This is a genomic window from Streptomyces sp. NPDC035033 (assembly GCF_040636735.1).
GTDB lineage: Bacteria > Actinomycetota > Actinomycetes > Streptomycetales > Streptomycetaceae > Streptomyces.
In genome coordinates, this window is sequence record NZ_JBEZUZ010000021.1 from 52,843 (window position 1) to 78,603 (window position 25,761).

Annotated in this window: 19 protein-coding genes; 5 read left to right on the top strand and 14 right to left on the bottom strand. The window is 72.4% G+C overall.

What is annotated here, in order from left to right; all coding sequences use genetic code 11:
- Nucleotides 1-91: 91 nt before the first annotated feature.
- Both AB0E83_RS11775 and AB0E83_RS11780 read right to left on the bottom strand, forming a co-directional pair.
- Nucleotides 92-799: a ribonuclease HII gene (locus tag AB0E83_RS11775; RefSeq protein WP_362109177.1), complete on the bottom strand. Its 708-nt coding sequence runs from the start codon at nucleotides 797-799 to the stop codon at nucleotides 92-94.
- An 84-nt stretch (nucleotides 800-883) separates the two neighbouring features.
- A complete protein-coding gene (locus tag AB0E83_RS11780; protein ID WP_362109179.1) occupies nucleotides 884-1,510 on the bottom strand; it encodes a TetR/AcrR family transcriptional regulator in 627 nt (208 codons plus the stop codon).
- A 132-nt stretch (nucleotides 1,511-1,642) separates the two neighbouring features.
- On the opposite strand from AB0E83_RS11780, the gene AB0E83_RS11785 reads away from it, so the two are divergent.
- Complete coding sequence (locus tag AB0E83_RS11785; RefSeq protein WP_362109181.1) at nucleotides 1,643-3,196, top strand: MFS transporter; 1,554 nt, start codon at nucleotides 1,643-1,645, stop codon at nucleotides 3,194-3,196.
- A gap of 47 nt (nucleotides 3,197-3,243) precedes the next feature.
- On the opposite strand, the gene AB0E83_RS11790 is transcribed toward AB0E83_RS11785, so the two are convergent.
- The 3 genes from AB0E83_RS11790 to AB0E83_RS11800 are packed head-to-tail and all read right to left on the bottom strand — an operon-like array spanning nucleotide 3,244 to nucleotide 6,480.
- Complete coding sequence (locus AB0E83_RS11790) at nucleotides 3,244-4,158, bottom strand: ADP-ribosylglycohydrolase family protein (protein WP_362109183.1); 915 nt, start codon at nucleotides 4,156-4,158, stop codon at nucleotides 3,244-3,246.
- Nucleotides 4,159-4,170: 12 nt separating this feature from the next.
- The gene (locus tag AB0E83_RS11795; RefSeq protein WP_362109185.1) at nucleotides 4,171-4,830 is read right to left on the bottom strand and encodes a histidine phosphatase family protein; all 660 of its coding nucleotides are present in this window, start codon (nucleotides 4,828-4,830) and stop codon (nucleotides 4,171-4,173) included.
- A gap of 33 nt (nucleotides 4,831-4,863) precedes the next feature.
- Nucleotides 4,864-6,480: an ABC-F family ATP-binding cassette domain-containing protein gene (locus AB0E83_RS11800; RefSeq protein WP_362109187.1), complete on the bottom strand. Its 1,617-nt coding sequence runs from the start codon at nucleotides 6,478-6,480 to the stop codon at nucleotides 4,864-4,866.
- A gap of 90 nt (nucleotides 6,481-6,570) precedes the next feature.
- On the opposite strand from AB0E83_RS11800, the gene AB0E83_RS11805 reads away from it, so the two are divergent.
- Nucleotides 6,571-7,245: a TetR/AcrR family transcriptional regulator C-terminal ligand-binding domain-containing protein gene (locus tag AB0E83_RS11805; protein WP_362109189.1), complete on the top strand. Its 675-nt coding sequence runs from the start codon at nucleotides 6,571-6,573 to the stop codon at nucleotides 7,243-7,245.
- A gap of 4 nt (nucleotides 7,246-7,249) precedes the next feature.
- Here AB0E83_RS11805 and AB0E83_RS11810 read toward each other — a convergent pair whose 3' ends face one another.
- The gene (locus tag AB0E83_RS11810) at nucleotides 7,250-7,855 is read right to left on the bottom strand and encodes a YdbC family protein (RefSeq protein WP_362109191.1); all 606 of its coding nucleotides are present in this window, start codon (nucleotides 7,853-7,855) and stop codon (nucleotides 7,250-7,252) included.
- 240 nt (nucleotides 7,856-8,095) lie between these two features.
- On the opposite strand from AB0E83_RS11810, the gene AB0E83_RS11815 reads away from it, so the two are divergent.
- Complete coding sequence (locus AB0E83_RS11815; protein WP_362109193.1) at nucleotides 8,096-8,626, top strand: TerD family protein; 531 nt, start codon at nucleotides 8,096-8,098, stop codon at nucleotides 8,624-8,626.
- A 167-nt stretch (nucleotides 8,627-8,793) separates the two neighbouring features.
- On the opposite strand, the gene AB0E83_RS11820 is transcribed toward AB0E83_RS11815, so the two are convergent.
- Together AB0E83_RS11820 and nrdR are read right to left on the bottom strand one after the other, a co-directional pair.
- A complete protein-coding gene (locus AB0E83_RS11820; protein ID WP_362109195.1) occupies nucleotides 8,794-11,697 on the bottom strand; it encodes a vitamin B12-dependent ribonucleotide reductase in 2,904 nt (967 codons plus the stop codon).
- A gap of 177 nt (nucleotides 11,698-11,874) precedes the next feature.
- Complete coding sequence (nrdR, locus tag AB0E83_RS11825) at nucleotides 11,875-12,381, bottom strand: transcriptional regulator NrdR (RefSeq protein WP_362109197.1); 507 nt, start codon at nucleotides 12,379-12,381, stop codon at nucleotides 11,875-11,877.
- 436 nt (nucleotides 12,382-12,817) lie between these two features.
- Here nrdR and lexA point away from each other — a divergent pair, with 436 nt between their 5' ends.
- On the top strand, nucleotides 12,818-13,606 hold the full coding sequence (gene lexA / locus AB0E83_RS11830) for a transcriptional repressor LexA (protein WP_362109199.1): 789 nt from the start codon (nucleotides 12,818-12,820) through the stop codon (nucleotides 13,604-13,606).
- Between the two features lie 132 nt (nucleotides 13,607-13,738).
- On the opposite strand, the gene AB0E83_RS11835 is transcribed toward lexA, so the two are convergent.
- The 5 genes from AB0E83_RS11835 to AB0E83_RS11855 all read right to left on the bottom strand — a co-directional run bounded on the left by AB0E83_RS11835 (nucleotide 13,739) and on the right by AB0E83_RS11855 (nucleotide 22,037).
- The gene (locus tag AB0E83_RS11835) at nucleotides 13,739-15,712 is read right to left on the bottom strand and encodes an ATP-dependent DNA helicase (RefSeq protein ID WP_362109201.1); all 1,974 of its coding nucleotides are present in this window, start codon (nucleotides 15,710-15,712) and stop codon (nucleotides 13,739-13,741) included.
- A gap of 50 nt (nucleotides 15,713-15,762) precedes the next feature.
- Entirely contained in the window at nucleotides 15,763-17,556 is a 1,794-nt protein-coding gene (locus tag AB0E83_RS11840; protein WP_362109232.1) for an IucA/IucC family siderophore biosynthesis protein, read from the bottom strand.
- A 126-nt stretch (nucleotides 17,557-17,682) separates the two neighbouring features.
- A complete protein-coding gene (locus AB0E83_RS11845; RefSeq protein WP_362109203.1) occupies nucleotides 17,683-18,450 on the bottom strand; it encodes a GNAT family N-acetyltransferase in 768 nt (255 codons plus the stop codon).
- Between the two features lie 81 nt (nucleotides 18,451-18,531).
- Nucleotides 18,532-20,409: an IucA/IucC family protein gene (locus AB0E83_RS11850; RefSeq protein WP_362109205.1), complete on the bottom strand. Its 1,878-nt coding sequence runs from the start codon at nucleotides 20,407-20,409 to the stop codon at nucleotides 18,532-18,534.
- 38 nt (nucleotides 20,410-20,447) lie between these two features.
- Nucleotides 20,448-22,037, bottom strand: coding sequence for a diaminobutyrate--2-oxoglutarate transaminase family protein (locus AB0E83_RS11855; protein ID WP_362109207.1), 1,590 nt, complete (start codon nucleotides 22,035-22,037; stop codon nucleotides 20,448-20,450).
- A gap of 569 nt (nucleotides 22,038-22,606) precedes the next feature.
- Between AB0E83_RS11855 and AB0E83_RS11860 the strand changes: the two genes are divergently transcribed.
- On the top strand, nucleotides 22,607-23,782 hold the full coding sequence (locus tag AB0E83_RS11860) for a hypothetical protein (RefSeq protein WP_362109209.1): 1,176 nt from the start codon (nucleotides 22,607-22,609) through the stop codon (nucleotides 23,780-23,782).
- 375 nt (nucleotides 23,783-24,157) lie between these two features.
- Here AB0E83_RS11860 and hflX read toward each other — a convergent pair whose 3' ends face one another.
- Complete coding sequence (hflX, locus tag AB0E83_RS11865; RefSeq protein ID WP_362109211.1) at nucleotides 24,158-25,651, bottom strand: GTPase HflX; 1,494 nt, start codon at nucleotides 25,649-25,651, stop codon at nucleotides 24,158-24,160.
- Nucleotides 25,652-25,761: the final 110 nt, after the last annotated feature.

The following is a 25,761-nucleotide window of genomic DNA, read 5'->3' on the forward strand; positions in this document are numbered from 1 at the left end:
AAATGCCGTTTCGGACGGCACCGTCGGGTGGGCGCACAAGGGCGCCCCCGGTCCGGCGGGGCCTCGTCGGTGAGGTCCCGCGGCCGGAAGATCAGAAGTCGAAGCCGAGCTGGCCCCCGCTCTCCAGAGCGGCCGCCTCGGCGGAGAGGCGGACCTTCTTGAGATGGCGCCATCGGGGCATGGCGTCCAGGTAGGACCAGGAGAGCCGGTGGTACGGGGTGGGCCCCAGCTCTTCGAGGGCGGCCTTGTGGACGGGCGAAGGGTAGCCCGCGTTGGCCGCGAAGCCGTAGCCGGCGCAGTCGGGGCCCGCCTCCAGCTCCGCCATCATGGCGTCCCGCCGCACCTTCGCGATCACGGAGGCCGCGGCGACGGCGATGCAGGACTGGTCGCCCTTGATCACCGTGCGTACCCGCCAGGGGCTGCCGAGGTAGTCGTGCTTGCCGTCGAGGATCACCGCGTCGGGACGGACCGGGAGCTCGTCGAGGGCGCGGACGGCCGCGAGGCGGAGCGCCGCGGTCATGCCGAGTTCGTCGATCTCCTGCGGGGACGCCTCGCCGAGGGCGTAGGCGGTGACCCAGCGCTCCAGCTCGGCGGCGAGCACGGTGCGCCGCTTCGGGGTGATCAGCTTGGAGTCGGTCAGTCCCTCGGGGGGACGGCGCAGGCCGGTGACGGCCGCGCACACGGTGACGGGCCCGGCCCATGCCCCGCGTCCGACCTCGTCGACCCCGGCGACGATCTTGGCGCCGGTGGTGGCTCGGAGCGACCGCTCGACGGTGTGGGTGGGGGGTTCGTACGGCATGGCGCCTGACAGGTTACGCCGCCGGGTGCCGCGTGCGGTACCCGGATTCCCGTCAGGCGCCCCTCCCGCTCGCCGCGAGGCCGGTCAGGCCGGCCCGGAGCGCACCAGCGGCACCATGATCCGGTCGATGACGTCGGCCATCTCGCCGTCGGTCCATTCGCTGCCGCACACCTTCGTGCGGTACATCATGAGCGCGGGGATGACGTCGAGGACGAGGTCGTCGAGGGCGTCGGGGCGCACTTCTCCTCGCGTCATCCCGCGTTCGAGCACACGCGCGAAGAGCCGTTTCGAGGGGGCGACGACGCCTGTCTCGATCAGTGCGCGGAAGCGCACGGCGGAGCTCTCGTCGCACTCGTGAAGGACCGCGCGCAGGGCGAGGCCGGGGCGCGAGACCATCACGTCGCGGAGGCGGAGGCAGAGCTCGTACAGCTCGTCGCGGACATCGCCGAGGTCGGGGATCTCGGCGAAGCGGGGCAGTCCGGCCTGGAGGGCGTCGGCGACGAGGTCCTCCTTCGACGGCCAGCGCCGGTACACCGCGGCTTTGCCCGTCTGCGCGCCGAGCGCGACGCCCTCCATGGTCAGGCCGTTCCATCCGACGCTGCTCAACTGGTCGAGCGCCGCCTCCAGGATGGCGTGTTCGAGCACCGGTCCGCGTCTGCGCGGCGCCGCTCCGTCCGGCCGGGCGGCGGCCATGGAGCGCGAAGTCGTCATCAGGGTCTCTCCGTTGGGCCGAGGCGAACCACCGGCAGTACTCAGTGAACGGTTGCGTTCCCTGAGGGGGACTCACTACCGTGAAGAACAGTGAACGGTCGCGTTCACTGTTCTTCCGTGGGGGGATCCATAGTGACAACGACTCCGGTCGACGCACAGCCCGAGAAAGGCCTCGCCGGCTCCGGCGGCCGACGAGGAATCGCCCTGACGGTCATCGCCGCCTGCCAGTTGATGGTCGTCCTCGACGCCACGATCGTGAACATCGCGCTCCCGCACATCCAGGACGCGCTCTCCTTCTCCACCACCGACCTGTCCTGGGTGCTCAGCGCCTACACCCTGACCTTCGGCGGCCTGCTGCTCCTCGGCGGGCGGGCCGGCGACATCCTCGGCCGCCGCCGGGTCTTCATGGCCGGCATCCTGCTCTTCACCTTCGCCTCGCTGCTCGGCGGCTTCGCCCAGGAGCCCTGGCACCTGCTCGCCGCGCGGGCGCTGCAGGGCGTGGGCGGCGCGATCGCCTCGCCGACCGCGCTCGCCCTGATCACCACCACGTTCCCCGAAGGGCCGGAACGCAACCGGGCGTTCGGCGTGTTCGCCGCCGTCTCGGCCGGCGGCGGCGCGATCGGCCTGCTGGCCGGCGGCATGCTCACGGAGTGGCTGGACTGGCGCTGGGTGCTCTTCGTCAACGTGCCCATCGGCCTGCTGATCGTCTTCCTCGCCCCGCGGTACATCGACGAGTCGGAGCGCCATCCGGGGCGGTTCGACGTCGCGGGGGCCGCGACCTCGACCCTGGGCATGGCGGCGCTGGTCTACGGCTTCATCCGCGCCTCGGAGGAGGGCTGGAAGGACTCGCTGACCATCGGCTCGTTCGTCGCCGCGGTGCTGCTCCTCGCCGCCTTCGCGCTGGTCGAGTCGCGTGCGAGGGAGCCGATCACCCCGCTGCGGATGTTCGCCGACCGCAACCGCTCCGGCACGTACGTGATCATGCTGAGTCTCGCGGCGGCCATGTTCGGCATGTTCTTCTTCATCGTCCTGTGGGTGCAGAACGTCCTGGGGTACTCCCCCATCGCCTCCGGCCTCGCGTTCCTCCCGGTCACCGTGGCCATCGTGACGGGCGCCGGGCTGGCGCAGCGGTTCCTGCCCGCCCTGGGCCCGAAGCCGTTCATGGTGACCGGTTCCACGCTCACGGGCATCGGCCTGTTCTGGCTGACGTTCATCGAGGCGGACAGCGGCTACGCCGACGGGGTCCTCGGACCGATGGTCCTCTTCGGCTTCGGCATGGGCCTCAACTTCGTCACCCTGACGCTGACGGCCGTCTCGGGGGTCGCCCAGCACGAGGCCGGAGCCGCGTCCGGGCTGCTCAACGCGACGCAGCAGGTGGGCGGCTCGCTGGGACTCTCCATCCTGGTGACGGTCTTCGGCACGGCGAGCCGCACCGAGGGCGAGAAGCAGGCGGCCGACTTCCTCGCCACGGCGACGCCGGAGCAGCGGGCCGAGTTCCTGCGGACGGAGGAGCTCCCGGCCCCCTGGAGCCACGAGGTCCTGACCTCGGGCATCTCGACCGCGTTCACCGCGGCCGTCGCCATGGTGGCGGTCGCGCTGCTCACCGCGGTCCTGGTGATCCGGGTCCGCAGGAGCGACCTGGCGGCGCTCAGCGGAAAGGCCGAGGCCGCGGGCCCCGTGGCCTGAGGACGGCGCGGATGCCCGGCCCCGCGAGGGCCGGGCATCCGTCGCGTTCAGCTCCGGGCCGTGCCCCGCTCCATCCAGGCGGGAAGGTCCTCGGTCCGGTCCAGCCATTCGGACGGCGGCGCGCCCGCGGCTGAGGAGGCCACCACGCCGCCGGCGATGGCGCAGGTCGTGTCGACGTCCCCGCCGACCTGGGCCGTCGTCCAGAACGTGGTCGCGAAGTCGCCCAGGCCGCGGGCCGCCGACCAGAGGGCGAACGGCACCGTGTCGTGGGCGCTGGTCCGCCGGCCGCTGCCGAGCACGGCCGCGACGGTCCCCGCGTCGCCGTAGTCCAGCATGTCGCGGGCCCGGCGCAGCCCGGCGCCGACCGCGCTGCGCGGGACCAGGGCGACGACCCCGTCGAGCAGCGCCTCGGGCGTGGGCGGACCGGCCGGATCGGCCGCGAGGGCGGCCGCCGCGGCGACGGCCATGGCGCCGACGACGGCCTCGCGGTGCTGGTGGGTGGTGTAGGCGGAGATCTCGGCCTGGTGCGTCGCCTGCTCGGGGTCGTCCGCGTACCAGGCACCGAGCGGGGCGATGCGCATCGCGGCGCCGTTGCCCCAGGAGCCCTGGCCGTTGAAGAGCGCGGCGGCCAGCTCGCGCCAGTCGCCGCCCTCCCTGATCAGCCGGAGCATCCGGTTGACGGCGGGGCCGTAGCCCCGGTCGAAGTCGTGGTGCTCGGCGAAGGACATGGCCAGGGCGTCCTGGTCGATGCGGTCGTGCCGGGCGAGGACGGCCAGGACGGAGCAGGCCATCTCCGTGTCGTCGGTCCACTGCCAGGAGCCGGGGGGCAGCTCGCGCCGCTTCAGCAGGGGGTAGTTGGCGGGGACGAAGAACTGGGAACCCAGAGCGTCCCCCACGGCCAGTCCGCGCAGACTGGCGAGGGCGCGATCGAAGCGCCGGTCGAATGAGGAGTCAGCGGTCATCGGTGCGCCACTCTATCCGGTGGGGCCGTACGGTTCCGGGGTGCACCAGCGCTCGAACGGGCGGTCCAGCCGGTAGCGTCCGTCCTCCCCGAGCAGCAGGACCCGCGTCTCCGCGTTGCCCGGATTGGACAGCGACTCGAATTCGGCCACGCTCCAGTGGAACCACCTCATGCAGAAGAGACGCATGGTCAGCCCGTGGGTGACCAGCAGGACGTTCGGCGGGTGGTCGGGGGCCTCGAAGCTGCGGTAGAGGCTCTCCAGGAACGCCCCGACCCGGTCGTAGACGTCGGCTCCGGACTCGCCCTGCGCGAAGCGGTAGAAGAAGTGGCCGTACGCGTCCCGGTAGACCTTCTGGAGGCGTACGTCCTCCCGGTCCTGCCAGTTGCCCCAGTCCTGCTCCCGCAGCCTCGGCTCCTCGCGGACCCGGACCCGCCCCGGCGGCAGCCGGAAGGCCTGCAGGGTCTCGTGGGTGCGGCGGTAGGGCGAGACGTACACGCTCACCGCCTCGTCGCCGAAGAGTTCCCTGAGCCACACCCCCGTCTTCTCCGCCTGTCGTCGGCCGGTCTCGGTGAGCCGGAGTGCGTGGTCGGGCTCCCGTTCGTACACGGTGTCGTCGACATTGCCTTCGGACTCTCCGTGCCGTACGAGAACGATGCGCCGCGGTCGTGCCATGCTCCGACCCTAGAGGGAGGAGCCCCGTTCGGCTCAGTCGCGGAGGCGGCCGGAGTCCATCCGGCGTATTCGCCCGGTGAACCGGTGGCGCAGCGCGCGGTCGTGCGAGACCACCACGAGCGCGCCCGGCCACTCCTCCAGGGCCCGTTCCAGCTCCTCGACCAGGCCGAGCGCGAGGTGGTTGGCAGGTTCGTCGAGGAGGAGCAGGTCGGCGGGGCGGGCGAGCAGCCGGGCGAGCGCGAGCCTGCGCAGCTGTCCTGCCGAGAGGGCGCCCACGGGCACGGTGAGGTCGGCGGGCCGGAACAGCCCGTACGACAGCAGCCGTTCGGCGAGCCCGTCCTCGTCGAGCCCGAGCCCCAGCCCGTGGCCGAACGCGGCGAGCAGAGGCGCGGCGGGCCGCCGGACGGCGACCTCCTGGGACAGGAAGCCGACCCTCCCCCGGCGTCGCACTTCTCCCTCGTCGGGTGCGAGGTCGCCGGCCATGACGCGCAGCAGGGTGGACTTGCCCGCGCCGTTGTCCCCGTGGACGAGCAGCCACTCACCGGCCGCCAGGGTGAGGGCGTCGACGGCGAGCCGGTCCCCGACCCGGACGCGGTCCAGGGCGAGCAGTTCGCCGCGGGCCGCCCCGGTCTGCGGACGGGCGGTGAAGGCGAGGGGCGGGGCCGGCTCGGGCACCGGATGCCCGCTGAGCCGCCGCAGTCTCTCCCGGGCGTTGCGCACGCGTCCGGAGACGGACGCCTGGACCCGGCCTGCGGCCCGGTCGTAGGCCATCTTGTTGTTGTCCTTCATGACCCGGCCTGCGGCCACGGCGTGGGCCGTGCCCTCCGCGTACGCTTCCAGGCGCTCGGTCTCGGCGCGCCATTCCTCGTACTCCTGCCGTCGCCGCCGGCGCGTGGCCTCGTGGGCGGCGCGGAAGCCCGCGTATCCCCCGCCGTGACGGACGAGGCTCCGCCGGTCGGTGTCGACCTCGACGAGGGCGGTGGTGACGCGCTCCAGGAAGACACGGTCGTGGGAGACGGCGACGACGGTCCCCCGGTGGGCCCGGAGGGACTGCTCCAGCCAGTCGAGCCCGGCCGCGTCGAGGTGGTTGGTGGGCTCGTCGAGCAGGAGCACCTCGGGCGCGGCGGCGACGGCGCAGGCGATGCCGAGCCGGGCCTGTTCGCCGCCGGAGAGGGTGCCGAGCCGGCGGTCCCGGGCGATGCGGGCGAGCCCGAGGGCGTGGAGCGCTTTGTCGACACGGGCGTCGGCCTCGTATCCCCCGCCCAGTTCATAGGCGGTGAGCACTTCTCCGTACTCCGCGAGGTCGTCGGCCGCTCCGCCCTCCAGACGCGCTTCGAGGGTGCGCAGTCGCCCCTCCATGGCGCGGAATTCGGCCAGGGCGGCGTCGACGGCGTCCGCCACCGTGTCCTCCGGCGGCAGGTCGGGGGTCTGGCCGAGGAACCGCAGGCCGCCGTCGGTCAGGGTGGTGACCCGGCCCTCGTCCGGTGCGACCGCGCCGGCCAACAGGCGGAGGAGGGTGGACTTGCCCGCCCCGTTCTCCCCCACGATCCCGACCCGCTCCCCCGGGCGGACGGAGAGCGAGACGCGGTCGAGGAGCAGCCGCTCCCCGCGGGAGACGGTCACGTCGTGGAGCGAGATCTGCGCGGGCACGGCACCTCCCGGAGCGACGGCAAACACAACCCTTGTTGCGTTAGTGCGAGTGTGGCACACTCGGAACCACTAACGCAACAGGAGTGGCAATTGAACGACTCGACCGAGGAGCCCGAGGCCCCCGCGCCGGGCAGCCGCCGCCCCGGCGGCCGCACCGCCCGCACCCGGGCCGCCGTCCGCGACGCCGTCCTGACGGGGCTGGCCGAACACGGCTACCCCGCCTTGACCGTGGAGTACGTGGCGGAGCACTCGGGGGTGCACAAGACGACGCTCTACCGCCGCTGGGGCGGTGTGGAAGGCATGGTGGCCGACGCCCTCGACCTCGCCGGGGAAGACGCCTGGACGCCGCCGGACACCGGAAGCCTCACCGGCGACCTGCGCGCCCTCGCCCGGGAAGTCGTCGAGGGGTTCGGGGATCCGGCCCGCGCCGCCGCGCCCACCGCCTTCGTCGGCGCGGCGTTCCAGTCGCCGCGCGCCGCCGACGCCCTGCGCTCCTTCTACGCGGAACGGTTCCGCCGCTGCGAGGAGGTCGTGATCCGGGCGGTCGGCCGGGGCGAGGCGCCGGCCGGTACCGACGCCGGCGCGGTGGTCCGGGCGGTCTCCGCCCCGCTCTTCCTGCGTCTCTTCGTCACGCGCGAGCCCGTCGACGAGGAACTGGCCGACCAGGCGGCGAGGGCGACGCTGGCGGCCGTGGAGGCGGGCGTGTTCACCAGAAACGCGGAAGCACCGGCCACCGGACCCGCTCCCGCCGCTCCCGAGAGCTGAACCCTCAGACGGTCCAGGTGGATTCGAGCCGCACGACGTCACCCGTCAGCGCGGCCACGTCCGCCTCGGTCTGCGCCCGCAGGCCGAGGCGCTCCACCCGCTCCTCGCGGTACTTGCCGTGCTCCGCCGCTGAGTTCCACAGCGAGAGCACCAGGAACTCGTGCCCGGGCGCCTCGCCGAACAACCCCCGCAGCATGCCCGGCGACCCGGCCATCGCCGGGTTCCACACCTTCTCCTGCATCAGGGCGAAGTGCTCCACGCGCTCCTCGTGGACCCGGCAGTGCGCCACCCGGGCCACGTCCGCGTCGGCGAACCTCGGCTCGAAACCGGTCTTCACGTCGAAGCGGTGGTCGAAGAGCTTGACCTGCATGTCCTTGTACGTACCGGACTGCGCGGCGGCCAGCCGGTCGTGCGAGCGGGCCATGAAGGAGTCGTAGAAGGCCCGGCTCTCCCAGAAGGAGAAGATGTGCGCGATCTCGGGACGGGCCCGGCTCCAGCCACCGCCCTGCCCCCGGAAACCCGGCTCACCGAGCAGCCCCGCCCACTTCCGCTGCCCCCGCTCGAAGCCTCGACGGTCCACGACGGCGCAGCGAATCCACTTGACCAGCACCGCGCCATCGTACGGGTCCGAGGAGCACCCCGGCAGACCGTCACCACAGTTGGGCGGCGCGGCCCGGGACGCCGTCGGACACCCGTCCCTTTCACGCCAGTCGGAGGTCGAGTTCCGGCACGTCCCCGCCCCGGAACGGGGCTCGGCGCCCTCCGCCGACCCAACTGTCGTACCCGCGTGCCACCATGAAGAGGACTCAGGCTGCGGTACAGGTGGGGAAACGGGGAAAGAGGAGGCACCGTGAGCGGACTCAACAAGGGCGTCGGCAAGGTCGAGGTGGCGCTCAAGTGGGATCCGGCGCCCGCGGGCGCGCCCGCGCACGACCTGGATCTCGTCGCCGCCGTCTTCACCGCCGAGGACCCCTACGGCAGCCCCGCGCAGCTGGTCCACTTCGGCAGCCGCTCCCCCGACGGGACGATCACCCTTCTCCGCGACAGCCGCACCGGACAGGGCTTCGGCTACGACGAGGCGATGACGCTCGAACTGGACCGGCTGGCCCCCCGGTACGTCCGCGTGGTGGTCGGGGTGGCGATCCAGCAGGGCGGCGGCCGGGTCGTCTTCGGCTCCATAGCCCACACCGCCGTGCGCGTCAGCGAGGGCTACACGGAGCTGCTCGACGACGACTTCGCGGCGGTCGCCGACGCGACTGCGGCGACCGTCGTCGAGTTCACCCGGGACGGTTCGGCGGGCTGGACCTTCCGGCCCCTGTCCCGGGGGTTCGACGCCGACCCGCAGACCTTCGGCTCGCTCATGGGTTCCGCGCGCGCCTGACCTCCCCCGTCGCACCCGCACCGGACGAGCCCTCGCGGCGGCGGAGACGACGAGCGGGCGCCGGACACGACGAGCGCGGGCGCCGGACACGACGAAGGGCGGTGGAACCGGCTTCCGGTCCCACCGCCCGCCCGCCGGGATCATTCCCGACGGGTCATCGCCTCAGCTCAGCTGCAGCCGCTGGTCGAGCCGCAGCCCTCGCAGATGTAGCAGGAGCCGGCGCGCTGCATCTTCGTGCCGCAGGAGAAGCAGAGCGGGGCGTCGGCGCTGATGCCGAGCTGCATCTCGACGAGCTCCGCCGAGGTGTGCGCCTGCTTCGGGGCCGGGACCTCGGCCTTGGCCACGGGGACCGGAGCGGCGACGGCCTTCAGCTCCGTGGCGACCGGGGCGGACTGGGCCAGGCCCTCGACGTCGACCTCGACATCGTCGACGGACTGCTCGTAGGAGCCGGTCTCCAGGTGGCGCTGACGCTCCTCGGCGGAGTGGATGCCGAGGGCGGAGCGGGTCTCGAAGGGCAGGAAGTCCAGCGCCAGGCGACGGAAGATGTAGTCGACGATCGACTGCGCCATCCGCACGTCCGGGTCGTCCGTCATGCCGGCCGGCTCGAAGCGCATGTTGGTGAACTTCGAGACGTACGTCTCCAGCGGGACGCCGTACTGCAGACCGACGGAGACGGCGATGGAGAAGGCGTCCATCATGCCCGCGAGGGTGGAGCCCTGCTTCGACATCTTCAGGAAGACCTCGCCGAGACCGTCGTCCGGGTAGGAGTTGGCGGTCATGTAGCCCTCGGCGCCGCCGACGGTGAAGGAGGTGGTGATCCCCGGGCGGCCCTTCGGGAGGCGCTTGCGGACCGGACGGTACTCGACGACCTTCTCGACGGCCTCGCGGATCGTCGCCTCGGTCTTCGCGGTCACCTCGGCCTTCTCGTCCTCCTTCTTCTTGGCGGAGAGCGGCTGGCCGACCTTGCAGTTGTCGCGGTAGATCGCGAGCGCCTTGACGCCCAGCTTCCACGCCTCGAAGTAGATCTCCTCGACCTCCTCGACGGTCGCCGTCTCCGGCATGTTGACCGTCTTGGACAGGGCGCCCGAGATCCAGGGCTGGATGGCGGCCATCATGCGGACGTGGCCCATCGCGGAGATGGAACGCTCGCCCATCGCGCAGTCGAAGACCTCGTAGTGCTCGGTCTTCAGACCGGGGGCGTCGATCACGTTGCCGTGCTCGGCGATGTGGGCGACGATCGCCTCGATCTGCTCCTCCTGGTAGCCCAGGCGGCGCAGGGCCTGCGGGACGGTGCCGTTGACGATCTGCATCGAGCCGCCGCCGACCAGCTTCTTGAACTTGACCAGGGCGAGGTCGGGCTCGAGGCCGGTGGTGTCGCAGGACATCGCGAGACCGATGGTGCCGGTCGGGGCGATGACGGACGCCTGGGAGTTGCGGAAGCCGTTCTTGGCGCCGAGACGGACGACGTCCTGCCAGGCCTCCGTGGCGGCGGCCCAGATCGGGGTGTCCAGGTCGTCCATGCGGACGGCCTTGTCGTTGGCGTCGGCGTGCTGCTTCATGACGCGCTGGTGCGGCTCGGCGTTGCGGGCGTAGCCGTCGTACGGGCCGACGACCGCGGCGAGCTCGGCGGAGCGCTTGTACGAGGTGCCGGTCATCAGGGAGGTGATGGCACCGGCGAGGGCGCGACCGCCGTCGGAGTCGTACGCGTGGCCGGTCGCCATCAGCAGGGCGCCGAGGTTGGCGTAGCCGATGCCGAGCTGGCGGAAGGCGCGGGTGTTCTCGCCGATCTTCTGGGTGGGGAAGTCGGCGAAGCAGATGGAGATGTCCATCGCGGTGATGACGAGCTCGACGACCTTGGCGAAGCGCTCGACGTCGAAGGACTGGTTGCCCTTGCCGTCGTCCTTGAGGAACTTCATGAGGTTCAGCGAGGCGAGGTTGCAGGACGTGTTGTCCAGGTGCATGTACTCGCTGCACGGGTTCGAGCCGTTGATGCGGCCGGACTCGGGGCAGGTGTGCCAGTGGTTGATCGTGTCGTCGTACTGGATGCCCGGGTCGGCACAGGCCCACGCGGCCTCGGCCATCTTGCGGAAGAGCGCCTTGGCGTCGACCTCCTCGATGACCTCGCCGGTCATGCGGGCGCGCAGGCCGAACTTGCCGCCGGACTCCACGGCCTTCATGAACTCGTCGTTCACGCGGACGGAGTTGTTGGCGTTCTGGTACTGGACGGACGTGATGTCGTCGCCGCCCAGGTCCATGTCGAAGCCCGCGTCGCGCAGCGCGCGGATCTTCTCCTCCTCCTTGACCTTGGTCTCGATGAAGTCCTCGATGTCCGGGTGGTCGACGTCGAGGATGACCATCTTGGCGGCGCGGCGGGTGGCACCACCGGACTTGATGGTTCCCGCGGAGGCGTCGGCACCACGCATGAAGGAGACCGGACCGGAGGCGTTGCCACCGGAGGAGAGCAGCTCCTTGGAGGAGCGGATGCGGGAGAGGTTCAGGCCGGCGCCGGAGCCGCCCTTGAAGATCATGCCCTCTTCCTTGTACCAGTCGAGGATCGACTCCATGGAGTCGTCGACGGAGAGGATGAAGCAGGCCGAGACCTGCTGGGGCTGCGGCGTGCCGACGTTGAACCAGACCGGCGAGTTGAAGCTGAAGATCTGGTGGAGGAGGGCGTAGGTGAGCTCGTGCTCGAAGATCTCCGCGTCGGCGGGCGAGGCGAAGTAGCCGTACTCCTCACCGGCCTTCGTGTAGGTCTTCACGATGCGGTCGATGAGCTGCTTGAGACCGGTCTCGCGCTGCGGGGTGCCGACGGCCCCGCGGAAGTACTTGCTGGTCACGATGTTGACCGCGTTCACCGACCAGAAGTCGGGGAACTCGACGCCACGCTGCTCGAAGTTGATCGAGCCGTCGCGCCAGTTGGTCATGACGACGTCACGGCGCTCCCAGTTCACCTCGTCGTACGGATGCACGCCGGGGGTGGTGTGGATGCGCTCGATCCGCAGGCCCTTGCTCGCCGCCTTGGCTCCCTTGGCGCGGGAACCACGTGCCGGGCCGCTCGCCGTCTCTGTCATGCCGCCTCCCATATACGGGCAAAACACCCTTTGGCGCCCAGATAATCCCAGAGCACCGTCGTCTGTACTACGTTCTGTACTGCTTGACCCACGGGCACCGCACGGGTCGCCCGGGGCAGGTCTGTCCACGGCCGCGCGGCGGCCGGTCCGCCGGGCCTCCGAGGGCCCGGACCGCCGTCAGTCGGCGGCGCCGGCGGGAACGGGCACCTCGGGGGCACCGGTCCCGTCGTTCTCAGCGGGAGGCCGCACGCGGAGTTCCGCGATGGCGGCCTCGAAGTCCTCGAGTCCCTCGAAAGCCTTGTACACGGACGCGAAGCGCAGGTACGCGACGAGGTCGAGCTCCTGCAGCGGTCCGAGGATGGCCAGGCCGACGTCGTGCGTGGTCAGCTCGGCACTGCCGGTGGCGCGCACCGCCTCCTCGACCCGCTGGCCGAGCTTGGCCAGGGCGTCCTCGGTGACCGGTCGCCCCTGGCACGCCTTGCGGACGCCGGAGATGACCTTGGTGCGACTGAAGGGCTCGGTGACGCCGGAGCGCTTGACCACCATCAGCGAACAGGTCTCCACCGTGGTGAAACGGCGGGCGCAGTCGGTGCACTGGCGGCGACGTCGGATCGACGTGCCGTCGTCGGTGGTGCGGCTGTCGACGACCCGGCTGTCGGGGTGCCTGCAGAAGGGGCAGTGCATCGGTTACGACCCTCTCCTCACGGCACGACTGAACAGCCTCGCCGGGCCCGTCAAGGCCCGCGAAGCGACCACCAGCATAGGCGATCGAACGCGCCCTGACCGACCGGGGACCACTATCCCTGGGCGGCCGGTGACATCCAACCACTAGATCTAGGGTTGAGGAGGGTGCGACACCCCCGCGTGTCGCGGAGTCGCCGAAGGCGCGTCCGTGCTCCGCGGATGCGAGACTGAGAGAGCGCGCCGGGTCCGGAGACCCAGCCGCGAAGGCTACCCCAAGGGCGGGATCGACCCGCCGAGAGGGCACCCCCCATACACCCCCGCACATACGCGCGTAAGGCAATCTGCGGATTTTCACTCGAACGTGTGTTTGGCGCAACCTTTCGAAAGCTACTACCGTTGTGCCAGCCAGGGAGACCATTCGAGAGGGGCCGACGACGTGACCACCACCGCAGACAGCGCCACCATCACCGCCCAGGACCGCTCCCAGGGCCGACTCGAGCCGGTGCACGCCATGAACGACACCGCCATGAACGGCGAGGAGGCCGGGCGACCCGCCCGAGCCCTCCCCGGAAGGCCTCCAGGCATCAGGGCCGACAGCTCCGGCCTCACCGACCGCCAGCGCCGGGTCATCGAAGTCATCCGTGACTCCGTCCAGCGGCGCGGCTACCCGCCGTCGATGCGCGAGATCGGCCAGGCGGTGGGCCTCTCCAGCACGTCGTCGGTGGCCCACCAGCTGATGGCCCTGGAGCGCAAGGGCTTCCTCCGGCGCGACCCGCACCGCCCCCGGGCGTACGAGGTCCGCGGCTCGGACCAGCCCAGCACCCAGCCGACCGACACCACCGGCAAGCCCGCCGCCTCGTACGTGCCCCTGGTCGGCCGGATCGCGGCCGGCGGCCCCATCCTGGCCGAGGAGTCCGTCGAGGACGTCTTCCCCCTCCCCCGGCAACTGGTGGGCGACGGCGAGCTCTTCGTCCTCAAGGTCGTCGGCGACTCCATGATCGAGGCCGCCATCTGCGACGGCGACTGGGTCACGGTCCGTCGTCAGCCCGTCGCGGAGAACGGCGACATCGTCGCCGCCATGCTCGACGGCGAGGCGACGGTGAAGCGCTTCAAGCGCGAGGACGGCCACGTCTGGCTGCTGCCGCACAACGCCGCGTACCAGCCCATCCCCGGCGACGAGGCCACGATCCTCGGCAAGGTGGTCGCCGTGCTGCGGCGGGTGTGACCCCACCTCGCCGGCTCTGACCGGGCCCCGGGACCCACTGCGCCGGTCCCGGGGCCCGCTGTACGTCCCGTTTCTTCTGGCTCACGTCGGCCCCGGCTCTCCGCCGGGGCCGACGTGCTTCCGGCGTCGGGCTCAGGCGCCGTCCGCCTTCGCGGCGGCGTCGATCGCCGCGAGCGACCTCCGTACCTGATTGCGGTCGGTCGTGTACCAGAAGTCGGGCATCGAGGCCTTCAGATAGCTGCCGTACCGCGCGGTGGCGAGCCGCTGGTCCAGTACGGCCACCACGCCCCGGTCACCCGTCGCCCGGACCAGCCGGCCCGCGCCCTGGGCCATCAGCAGTGCCGCGTGCGTCGCCGCCACCGCCATGAAGCCGTTCCCCCCGGCCTCCTCGACGGCCTTCTGGCGCGCGCTCATCAGCGGGTCGTCGGGGCGCGGGAAGGGGATCTTGTCCATGACGACCAGCTGGCAGCTGGCGCCCGGCACGTCCACGCCCTGCCAGAGCGACAGGGTGCCGAAGAGGCAGGTCCGCGGATCCGCCGAGAAGTTCTTGATCAGCTCCCCCAGGGTGTCCTCGCCCTGGAGCAGGATGGGGAACTCGGGGATGCGGCTCCGCAGCTCCTCCGCCGCCAGCTGCGCCGCCCGCATCGAGGAGAAGAGCCCGAGGGTCCGTCCGCCCGCCGCCTGGATCAGCTCGGTCAGCTCGTCGAGCATGTCGCCCCGCTCGCCGTCCCTGGCCGGCTTGGCCAGGTGCTTGGCGACGTACAGGATGCCCTGCTTCGGGTAGTCGAACGGGGAGCCGACGTCGATGCCCTTCCACACGGGCAGGTCGTCGCCCGTGACGCCCTCGGGAGCGAGGCCCAGCGAGGCGCCCACCCCGTTGAAGTCGCCGCCGAGCTTGAGCGTGGCCGAGGCGAGGACGACGGAGCGCTCGGTGAAGAGCTTCTCCCGCAGCAGCCCGGAGACCGAGAGCGGGGCGACCCGCAGCGAGGCCCCGAAGCGGTCGTGCCGCTCGTACCAGACGACGTCGTACTCGGAGCCCTGGGTGATCCGCTCCGCGACGCCGTGCACGGTCTCGACCGAGGCCATCGCCTGCTTGCGGACCGCGTCCTCGTCCTGCACCGAGCGGTCCCGGGTGTTCCCCAGCGCGGTGATCACGGCGCGGGCCGCGTCGCGCAGCGTCATCAGCGCGTACGCCAGGTCCTCGGGGATCTCCTCCAGGCGGCCCGGGAGGGCCAGCTCCATGACCCGCTCGAAGCCCTCCGCGGCGGTCTGGAGCTGGTCGGCGACCTTCTCGTCGACCAGCTTGGCGGCTCGGCGCACCGCCCGGTTCACCTGGCCCGGGGTGAGTTCGCCGGTCGCGACGCCGGTGACCCGGGAGACCAGCTCGTGGGCCTCGTCGACGATCAGGACCTCGTGCTGCGGCAGCACGGGGGCGCCCTCGATCGCGTCGATGGCGAGGAGGGCGTGGTTGGTGACGACGACGTCGGCGAGCTTGGCGCGCTCGCGGGCGGCCTCGGCGAAGCACTCCGCGCCGTACGCGCACTTGCTCGCGCCGAGGCACTCGCGGGAGGAGACCGAGACCTGGCCCCAGGCCCGGTCGGAGACGCCGGGCGTCAGGTCGTCCCGGTCCCCGGTCTCCGTCTCGTCCGCCCAGTCGCGTAGCCGGAGCAGGTCCTGGCCGAGCTTGCTGGTGGGCGCGGCCGCCTCGAAGGGGTCGAAGAGGCCCTCCTCCTCGTCCTGCGGGACGCCCTCGTGGAGGCGGTGCAGGCACAGGTAGTTCGACCGGCCCTTGAGCATGGCGAACTGGGGGCGGCGGCGCAGCTGCGGATGGAGCGCGTCGACCGTCCGCGGCAGGTCGCGCTCGACGAGCTGGCGCTGGAGCGCCAGCGTGGCCGTGGCCACCACCACCCTCTCCCCGTGGGCGAGCGCCGGCACCAGGTAGCCGAGCGACTTTCCGGTGCCGGTGCCCGCCTGGACGAGCAGGTGGGAGTTGTCGTCGATGGCCTCGGCCACGGCCTCGGCCATGGTGACCTGGCCGGGGCGCTCCGTGCCGCCGACGGCTGCGACGGCGGCGTGGAGGAGGTCGGGGAGGGATGGCTTCGTCATAGCGTTCCCACCCTACGGGGCGGCACCGACAGCCGGAGCACCCCTCGGGATCACGCGAGGGGGTTGGGGACGGTGCCGTGGACGGCCGCGTGCGGGCGGTCGGAGCGGTCCCGGTAGCCGTCCATGTGCAGTCGGTTGCGGTTGAGGCAGAGCCGCTCGATCCGGGGGGTGAGCAGGTCGAAGAGCTCGAACCGGTCCTTCAGCTCGGGGAAGCGCTCCTGGTGGCGGAGGATCTCCGCGCGGACGAGGGCCCAGAAGTCCTCCTCGGGGACCTGGAGTTGTTCCTCGCAGAGCGGGGCGAGGTAGCGGAAGACACCGACGAAGAGCCCCGAATGGATGAATTGGGTGAGGAAGCCGGGCTCCTCGGTGAGGAGGACGGCGCGGACGTCGTCGGGCATCGCGTCGTGCTCGGGGAGGGGGTGGGCGCTGATGTTGACGTCGTCGACGAAGTCCTTGATCGCCAGTCGGACGGGGACGTCCTGGTCGTCGTAGACGACGATCGCGTTCTCGCCGTGCGGGGAGAAGACGGTGCCGTAGCGGTAGAGGAAGTGGAGCAGCGGCGGCAGCAGCGCGGCGAAGAGCCGCCGGAGCCAGACGGCGGGGGCCAGGCCGGAGCGCTCGACGAGTTCGGCGACGAAGGCGCGGCCCCCGGGGTCGGTGTGGAGCAGCGAGGCGAGGGTGCGGGCGCGTTCGCCGGGCGGCAGCCGGAGCGGTTCGCGCCAGATCGCGCCGAGCAGTTCCTTGTACTGGTACGGGACTTCGGGCAGCCGGTCGTAGAGGGGGTGCTCGACGGTGACGGAGGCGACTTCGCCGAGGAGGATCACGCCGCATTCGTCGCGGAGGAAGGGGTCGGCGTCGCGCAGGCCGTGGACCCAGGCGGTGACGGCGGGGGCGGCGAGGGTGCGTTCGGTGGGGAGGCCGCGCCAGACGAGGGTGTTGAGCACGGAGAGGGGCAGTTTGACGGTGTGCCGGTCGGGTCGGCTGGTGTTGAGGAAGGTGCGGATGGACTGCTGCGGCAGGCGGAGGTCGTCGTCGGCGGGGAGCGGGACGATGGTGCCGGCGGCGACGGCGGGGGCGTAGAGCGGGAGCAGGATCTCGTCCCACTGCCAGGGGTGGACGGGCAGCAGCAGGTAGCCGTCGGGGTCGAGGCCGCGGGCGGTGAGGCGGGCGCGGAAGGCGTCCCGGACGGACGGGTCGAGTTCGCGGGCGTAGAGGCGGTCGGGGGTCTCCAGGCCGGCGACGCCGCGGTAGGCCGCGATGCGGTTGCTGACCGCGATCCACGGGAGCCGGGTGGCGCGGCGGGCCTCGGGGGCCCACCGGGCGGCGTCGGTGGCGGAGAAGCCGATGCGGCCCTTGTTGAGGACGAGCCAGGGGTGGCCGGTCTGGTGGCCTTCGAGCTCGGCGTAGGAGAGGTCGGCGAGGCGGTCGGCGGTGAGGGCCGTGTGGTCGAGGCGGGCCTCGGCGGCGAGGGTGGTGGAGAGCTCGCGGATGAGGTGGCCGAGGGTGGCGCCGTCGAGTCCGAGGAGGCGGCGGGCGCGGACGAGGAGATCGAGGGGGTCGGTCAGCGGCCGGCCCTCGTGGGTGATCGTGTCGGGGTCGACACGCCAACCGCCGTAGGCGCCGCGACGGGCGGTGAAGGCGAGGGTGGTCGCGTCGTCGAGGGCGAGGGCGTACCGGCCGGGGGCGGCGTCGCCGTCGTCACCGTCACCGTCGTTCGGGAGGGGGACGGGGACGGGGACGGGAGCGAGGATCTCCTCGTAGGCGAACTCGCCGAGGGCCTTGGCGAGGGTGCGGGCCGAGGCGCGGGTCCAGGCGGTGGGGTTGAGCTCGGGGGGCGCGAGCAGTTCGGGCGCGGGGGCGGCGGTCGCCGCGGGTCGTGCGGAGTCGTGGGGTGCTGGGGACGTCGTCACAAGGACTCCTCGAAGTGGGAACCGCTGTGGGTCGAGCGGTGTATCAAAGGCAGAGGGTGTTCACAGAACGTGACGGAGGGACCGGTCACGGATCATGAGCGCGGCTCTTTTGTCGGGAAGGTCGACTTCCGCCGCGTAGCGGAAGCCGGCGCTGAGGAAGGCCGAGACGGAGGGGGTGTTGCGGATGTCGGGTTCGGCGACGACGCGGGTGCAGCGGGGACGGTGGTCGAGGACGAGATCGGCGACGGCCCGCAGGAGTGCGGTGCCGACTCCCCGTCCGCGGTCGGCGACGCCTCCGAGGAGGAGATGGATACCCGTGTCGTGCGGACGGGCCGGGTAGGCGCGGGCGAGCGGGTCGAGGTCGGCGCGGTAGATCTCGAAGTAGCTCATCGGGGTGGAGTCGAGCAGACCGAGGCAGGGGACGCTGCGGCCGTCGCCTTCGAGTTGGGCGCGGACGTGGTCGGCGGTGACGGTGTCGGGCCCGGCGAGTTCCCAGAAGGCGGCTACGGCGGGGTCGTTCATCCACCGGGTGAGCAGGGACAGGTCGCGTTCCAGGCGGACGGGGGCGAGGCGGAAGCCGCCGAAGCGGGTGTCCGCCGGTGCCCAGGAGGCGACGGAGTCGAGCAGGTCGCCGTCGAGACGTCCGTCCAGGGGCTCGTCGTGGTCGGCGACGGCGGGGGACGACGGCTGTCCTGCGGTTCCGGCGGTGAGGAGGGCGACGAGGTCGTCAACGCGCAGGTCGAGGGTGTCGTCGCCCGCCGGGTCGTCCGAGGAGAGACCGGCGCCACCGGTGCCGGTGGCGGGTCTGTGGTCGGGAGGTATGGACATGGGGCGGGTCTTCCGTGGGTCGTGGGCGTCCCGGCGGTGGGTGGGCCCGGGAGGCGCCGGCGGGTGCGGGACGTCCGGGGGTCAGGCGCGGAGGGGGTTGGTGATGGTGACGTAGACGGACTGGGTGTCGACGGGCCCGACCAGTTCGTCGAGGCCGTGGAGGCGGGTGAGGAGGTTGGCCTTGCTGCGGAGGGTGGCCGCTTCGAGGAGGCGGTGCGGGAGGGGTGAGCCGAGGCCGGTGGCGGAGGTGAGGAAGGAGCGGAAGGCGGCGAGCAGGATCCGCTCGTCGGCGAGGTGCTGGGCGCCGAAGGCGCCGATCAGACCGAGGACGTTGTTGATGCCGAGGTAGTAGGCGAAGCGCTCGTCGGTGACCTGGTCGGAGACGAAGGTGTCGCTGTGGGCTCCGATGCCGGGGAGCCGGCTCTCCAGCTCGGCGCGGTGGGACTCGCGGAAGTAGTAGCCCTGGTTGTCGCGGTAGCGGCCGCCGGTGGGCCAGCCGTCCGCGTCGAGGAGGACCAGGGTGTTCTGCTGGTGGGCTTCCAGGGCGATGCCGGCGTGGCCGTCGAGCCAGAGGACGGGGCGGACGACCTGGTCGAGGTAGCGCAGGAACCACTCGGCGGAGACGGCGGCGACGGGGCGGCCGGTGCGGGCGGCGAGCCGGGCGATGAGCTCGGTGAGGCGGGAGCTCATGCCGGTGGTTCCCGGCCGGGGGCGGGGGGCGGTGAGGGCCGCGAGGCAGACGGCGTCGTCGCCGGGGCCGAAGGGGTTGTGCCGGATCATCAGGTCGAGTCCGGGCACGGGGGTGCCGTCGGGGGTGTCGACGGCGAGCCAGGCGGGGTCCCGGACGATGTCGAAGCCGGGGTGGACGGCCTGCCACTCGTCGACGAGACCGGTGCGCAGGAGCCGGTGGACCTCGACGCCGCGGTGGAGTTCCTTGCGGAGGTTCTCGCGGCGGGAGTTGGTGATGCGCAGGCCGAGCGAGAGCTTCAGCATGGCGCGGGCGCCGGGGCGGTGGACGGTGCGGACGGAGGAGGTGGGGTGCCAGTGGCTCCCGTGGGGGCCCAGGTCGTGGAGGAGGCCCTGGTCGAGGAGGGCGCGGATGTCGGGGCGGTGGAGGAGTTCGCGGGCCTGCCAGGGGTGGAGGGGCAGGGGGGCGGTGCCGGTGGGGTGGGCGAGTCCTTCGGCGAGGCCGGTGGCGAGCTGTTCGGCGGTGACGGGCCGGCCCTGCTCGGTCCAGGCGGAGTCGGAGACGAGGAGGGAGCGGTCGACGGCGAACCAGTGGAGGGGGAAGGAGCCGTGGAGTTCGGGCGAGTAGAGGCGGGACTCGGCGTCGGAGAGTCCTTCGCGGCTCTTGGGGGTGGGGTGGAGCGGGTGGCCGAGGAGGAGGGACTGTTCGGCGGCGAGGAAGAGGTCGGCGTCGGGACGGGGGTGGGGGTCGTGGCGGCGTGCGGCGAGGAAGTCGGCGGTGCGCCGGGCGGAGTCGGCGACGCGGCCGACGAGTTCGGTGGCCTCGGGGCGGCCGGTCTCGCGGCTGAGGAGGGCGGCGAGGGTGACGGCGTCGACGGCCGGGGCGGTGGAGGGGAGGCCTTCCAGGGCGGGGGCGCCGAAGCGGTGCCAGCCGGTGGGCGACCAGTAGCGGACGGGGACGAGGAGGGCGGTGCCGCTGGCGTCGAGGGGGATGCGGAGGGTGGTGGTGTCGGGGGCGGGGAGGTTCTTCTCCCGGACCCAGCAGCGGAGGAGGTTCTCGACGGTGGCGGTGTCGGCGGCCCGCTGGGGGTCGGGGTCGTCGAGGGGGTCGGTGGCGGGGGTGCCGGAGCGGTGGGGGGTGGCGGCCGGGCCGGTTCCGGGGCGGGGCGTCCGGAGGGGGGCGGGGCCGGTGTGCTGGCGCGGGACCGTGGGTTCCTCGGCGGTGGGGTGGGGCTCGGTCTCGGGCACCTGGGAGGTGGGGGTGGCGTTCACGCGGGTTTCCTTGGTGAGGGGGCCGGGGGCGGTCCGGGTCAGTGGGAGGGTCCAGGAGCGGGCCGGTGGGGGGAGGGCGGCCGGGGGACGTGGGCGCGGTCGGCGGCGGCGAGGGCGTCGGCGAAGCGGTCGAGGACGGCGGTGGCCTGCTCGTCGGTGAGGGTGAGCGGAGGAAGGAGGCGCACGACGGCGGAGTGGCGGCCGCCGAGTTCGACGATGAGTCCGCGGGCGAGGCATTCCCGCTGGACGGCGCGGGCGAGGGCCGGGGCGGCGGGCGCGACGGCGTCGTCGGGGCCGGCGGCTTCGGGGTCGACGAGTTCGACGCCGATCATGAGGCCGCGGCCTCGGACGTCACCGACGCGGGGGTGGGCGGCCCGGAGGCCCTGGAGCCGTTCGAGCATCCGGGCGCCGAGGGTGGCGGCCCGTTCGGCGAGCCGGTTCTCGCGGACGTACGCGAGGGTGGCGGTGCCGGCGGCCATGGCGAGCTGGTTGCCGCGGAAGGTGCCGGCGTGGGCGCCGGGTTCCCAGGCGTCGAGCCCGGAGCGGTACACGATGACGGCGAGCGGGAGGGAGCCGCCGATGGCCTTGGAGAGGACCATCACGTCGGGCACGACGCCGCTGTGCTCGACGGCCCAGAAGGCGCCGGTGCGGCCGACGCCGGTCTGGACCTCGTCCACGACGAGGGGGACGGAGTGGCGGGCGGTGATGCTCCGCATGCGGCGCATCCAGGCGTCGGGGGCGGGGAGGACGCCGCCTTCGCCCTGGACGGCCTCCACGATCATCCCGGCGGGGGTGGTGACGCCGCTCTTCGGGTCGTCGAGGAGGCTCTCGGTCCAGCGGGCGGAGAGTTCGGCGCCGCGTTCGCCGCCGACGCCGTAGGGGCAGCGGTACGACTGGGGGTACGGGAGCCGGGTGACCCGGACGTCCTCGGCGCCGCCGGACACGGCGAGGGCTCCGGCGGTCATGCCGTGGTAGGCGCCCGTGAAGGCGAAGATGCCGCGCCGGCCGGTGGCGGTGCGGACCAGTTTCAGGGCGGCTTCGACGGCGTCGGTGCCGGCGGGTCCGCAGAACTGGACGCGGGCGTCGGCGGCGAGTTCCGGAGGGAGGGTGGCGAAGAGTTCGGAGGTGAAGGCGTCCTTGACGGGGGTGGCGAGGTCGAGGACGTGGAGGGGCGCGCCGGAGTCGAGGACCTTGCGGATGGCTTCGAGGACGACCGGGTGGTTGTGGCCGAGGGCGAGGGTGCCGGCGCCGGAGAGGCAGTCGAGGTAGCGGCGCCCGTCGGCGCCCTCGATGGTCAGGCCGCGCGCGCGGACCGGGACGATCGGCAGCGAGCGGGCGTAGGTGCGGGCGGCGGACTCGCGCTGGGCCTGCCGCCGCAGGATGGCCTCGTAGCCGCCGCCCGCCGCCGTCCCGTAGCCGCGCCGGGTCGACGCGGCGGGACCGCCTGCCGGGGAGCCACCCGCCGGGGAGCCGGCCTCCGGGCGGCCGTCCGTCGGGAGGCCACCCGCCTGGCGGCCGTCCGCCCGGAGGCCGTCTGCCGGGGGGTCCTCCGCCGTGGGGGCTGTCGGCTCGGGGGCTTCTGTCGCGGCTCGGTCCGCGACGGGGTCTTCCGCCCTCGGGTGCCCCATGGTCCCCGCGCCCGCCGCCTGCTCCGGGACGGCGCCCGTCCCCGCCTCCGCGGCCGGATTCGGGACGGCGTCCGTTCCCGCCCCCGCGGCCGGATTCGGAACGGCGTCCGTTCCCGTCCGCGCCGCCGGTCCCGGGAGCGGGCCGGTGTCGGTGGCCGGCGCCGGAGCGGTACCGGTGTCGGGGTCCGGCGTCGAGGGCCGGGTGGGGGCGGTGGCTGGAACTGATTCGGTCACGGCCACGGCTCGGTGTCCTCCCGCGATAACAGTTGCGTTGCACATCGGCGGGTCGTCGGAGCGCGCCCAAGGGCCGCTCCGAACGCCACCGTTGTGTCCCCCGTCCGTACCAACGACGGGAACTGCCGGGGAACACGGGCCGACGGCAAGATCCTTGGCGTGTCCCGGATCACGGCATGACAACGGCCGTACCGCCTCCGGAACCGGGTACGGGGCGCGTACCGTCCCCTCCGGCACCGGCATAGTGGGGGCCGTCGTTCCCGGGTCCGTCCGGACCCGGGTGCGACCGATGCTCAGACATGCACCAGTTGACGTAGTCCCAGGGGGATCACGAGATGCGATCGATTCGTCCGCTGCTGATGGCGGCGTCCGCCGTCGCGGCGCTGACGCTCACCGCGACGGCCTGCGGCCCGACCGAGGAGAACGCGGGAGACAAGCCCAGTGCGCCGGTGAGCGAGAACCCGGTCGACAAGATCAAGATTCCGGACGACCTGAAGCAGCGCCTGAAGGACCACGGAATCGACGTCGACAAGTGGCGCGACGGCGAGTGGAGGAACTGGGACAAGGACAAGTGGCTCCGTGAGGCGAAGGACTTCGTCAACCCGATCATCGAGGACCTCTGGGACCCGGACCGGATGCGGGACGCCGAGCGTCCGGAGCGGCCGGTCGAGGAGGAGGACATCTCGGGCGACGAGGGTGTCACCGACCCGACGCCGGACCCGGTGAAGGCGGCGGCGGTCCCGGCGAAGTACCACGCCAACTCGCCGGCGTCCGGCAAGGTGTTCTTCGACGGCCCCGACGGGTCGATGGTCTGCTCGGCCACCGTGGTGAAGGACCCGGCCCACCCGGGCAAGTCCAACCTGGTGTGGACGGCCGGCCACTGCGTCCACAAGGGCAAGGAGGGCGGCTGGTACCGCAACATCGCCTTTGTCCCCTCGTACAACGACGACGCGATGGAGACCTCCGCGCTGGAGAAGGCGACGCGCGAGCAGATCGCCCCGTACGGCGTGTGGTGGGCGGACTGGGTGAAGACCTCCGACCAGTGGATCGCGCAGGGCGCGTCCACCGGTGGCGCGGGCGCCCCGTACGACTTCGCGGTCATCCAGGTGACGCCGGAGAAGGGCTCCACCGGCAAGTCGCTGGAGGAGACGGTCGGCACGGCCCTGCCGGTCGAGTTCAACGCCCCGGCGGTGCCGAAGATCGCGAAGATGACGGCGACCGGTTACCCGGCGGCGCCGCCGTTCGACGGCCAGAAGATGTTCCAGTGCGCCGACAAGCCGGGCCGGCTGTCGCTGAAGGCGGAGCAGCCGACGATGTACCGGATCGGCTGCACCATGACGGCTGGTTCGTCCGGTGGCGGCTGGGTCGCGCAGGGCAAGGACGGGCAGCCCGCGCTGGTGTCGAACACCTCGATCGGCCCGTCGACGGCCGGCTGGCTGGCGGGTCCGCGGCTCGGCCCCGAGGCCAAGGCGATCTTCGACGAGGTCAGCAAGAAGTACGCCGGGCAGTGATCCGGTGACCGTACGCGTCTGAGGGGGCGGGACCGGACGGTCCCGCCCCCTCGGCGTGGCGACGGCTCCGGTCGTGACGGGACGGAGCGTGACGGGACGGAACGTGACGGGACGGAAAGTGACGGGACGGAACGTGACGTGACGGAACGTGACGGGAATCGGCCGCCCTGGGGCGGCGGGCTCGTCGGCCGACCGCTGGTACCGGGCATGCCGGGGCCGTCCAGGCGGGGGAAAGGCCCGAGCAGGCCCCTCACAGCCCCGGCTCGGTCCGGGAAAGGTCCCGGAAAAGGTCTCCGGCCCCCTCCCGTGCTCGGGAGGGGGCCGGAGACCTTCTGTGCGGGCCGTGGCACGGGGTCGTGCCACGGATCGTGCTCGCTAGTGCGCGGCGGGGACGTACGGCGCGAGGGCCGCCGCCAGTTCCTCGTGCACCCGGGCCTTGACCAGGGTGCCCTCCGGGGTGTGCTCCTCGGAGAGCATCTCGCCCTCGGCGTGGACGCGGGAGACGAGACCGCCCTGCGTGTAGGGCAGGAGGACCTCGATCTCCACCTCCGGGCGCGGCAGCTCGCGGTCGATCAGGGCGAGCAGCTCCTCGATGCCTTCGCCCGAGCGGGCGGAGACGGCCATGGAGTGCTTCTCGACGCGGAGCAGGCGCTGGAGGACCAGCGGGTCGGCCGCGTCGGCCTTGTTGATGATCACGATCTCCGGCACGTTCACCGCGCCGACGTCCCGGAAGACCTCGCGCACGGCGGCCAGCTGCTCCTCCGGGGCGGGGTGCGAGCCGTCCACCACGTGCAGGATGAGGTCGGCGTCGGCGACCTCCTCCATGGTGGAGCGGAACGCCTCGACCAGGTGGTGCGGCAGGTGCCGGACGAAGCCGACCGTGTCGGCCAGGGTGTAGACCCGGCCGGACGGCGTCTCGGCCCGGCGGACGGTCGGGTCCAGGGTGGCGAACAGCGCGTTCTCCACCAGGACGCCGGCGCCCGTGAGGCGGTTGAGCAGCGAGGACTTGCCCGCGTTGGTGTATCCGGCGATGGCGACCGACGGCACCTTGTTGCGGCGCCGCTCCTGCCGCTTGATGTCGCGACCGGTCTTCATCTCCGCGATCTCCCGGCGCATCTTCGCCATCTTCTCGCGGATGCGGCGCCGGTCGGTCTCGATCTTGGTCTCACCGGGGCCACGGGTGGCCATGCCGCCACCGCCGCCGCCACCCATCTGCCGGGAGAGCGACTGACCCCAGCCGCGCAGACGCGGCAGCATGTACTGCATCTGCGCGAGGGCGACCTGCGCCTTGCCCTCTCGGGACTTGGCGTGCTGGGCGAAGATGTCGAGGATCAGGGCGGTGCGGTCGACCACCTTGACCTTGACGACGTCTTCGAGGGCGATGAGCTGGCCGGGGCTGAGCTCGCCGTCGCAGACGACGGTGTCGGCGCCGGTCTCGACGACGATGTCCCGCAGCTCCTGGGCCTTGCCGGAACCGATGAAGGTGGCCGGGTCGGGCTTGTCGCGGCGCTGGATCACGCCGTCGAGGACGAGGGCGCCCGCCGTCTCGGCGAGGGCCGCGAGCTCCGCGAGGGAGTTCTCGGCGTCCTGCACGGTCCCCGAGGTCCAGACGCCGACGAGCACGACGCGCTCCAGGCGCAGCTGCCGGTACTCGACCTCGGTGACGTCCTCGAGCTCGGTGGAGAGGCCCACGACGCGGCGCAGGGCCGCGCGCTCGGAGCGGTCGAACTGGTCGCCGTCCCGCTCTCCGTCGATCTCGTGGCTCCAGGCGACGTCCTCTTCCATCAGGGCATCGGCCCGAAGGCTCTCGGTGCGGCGCGACTGCGCGAAGCTCTGCTCGTCCTGGGAAGGGGAAGAAGAGGAGGTCATTGGATCCTTACGTCGGTTGAAACGATGATGTCGGTACAACGTGCGGCGGCTCCGGAAGATTCCCCGGGGGAAACCCGCCGCCCGGCCGCGTCGCCGACCTGAAAATGGTG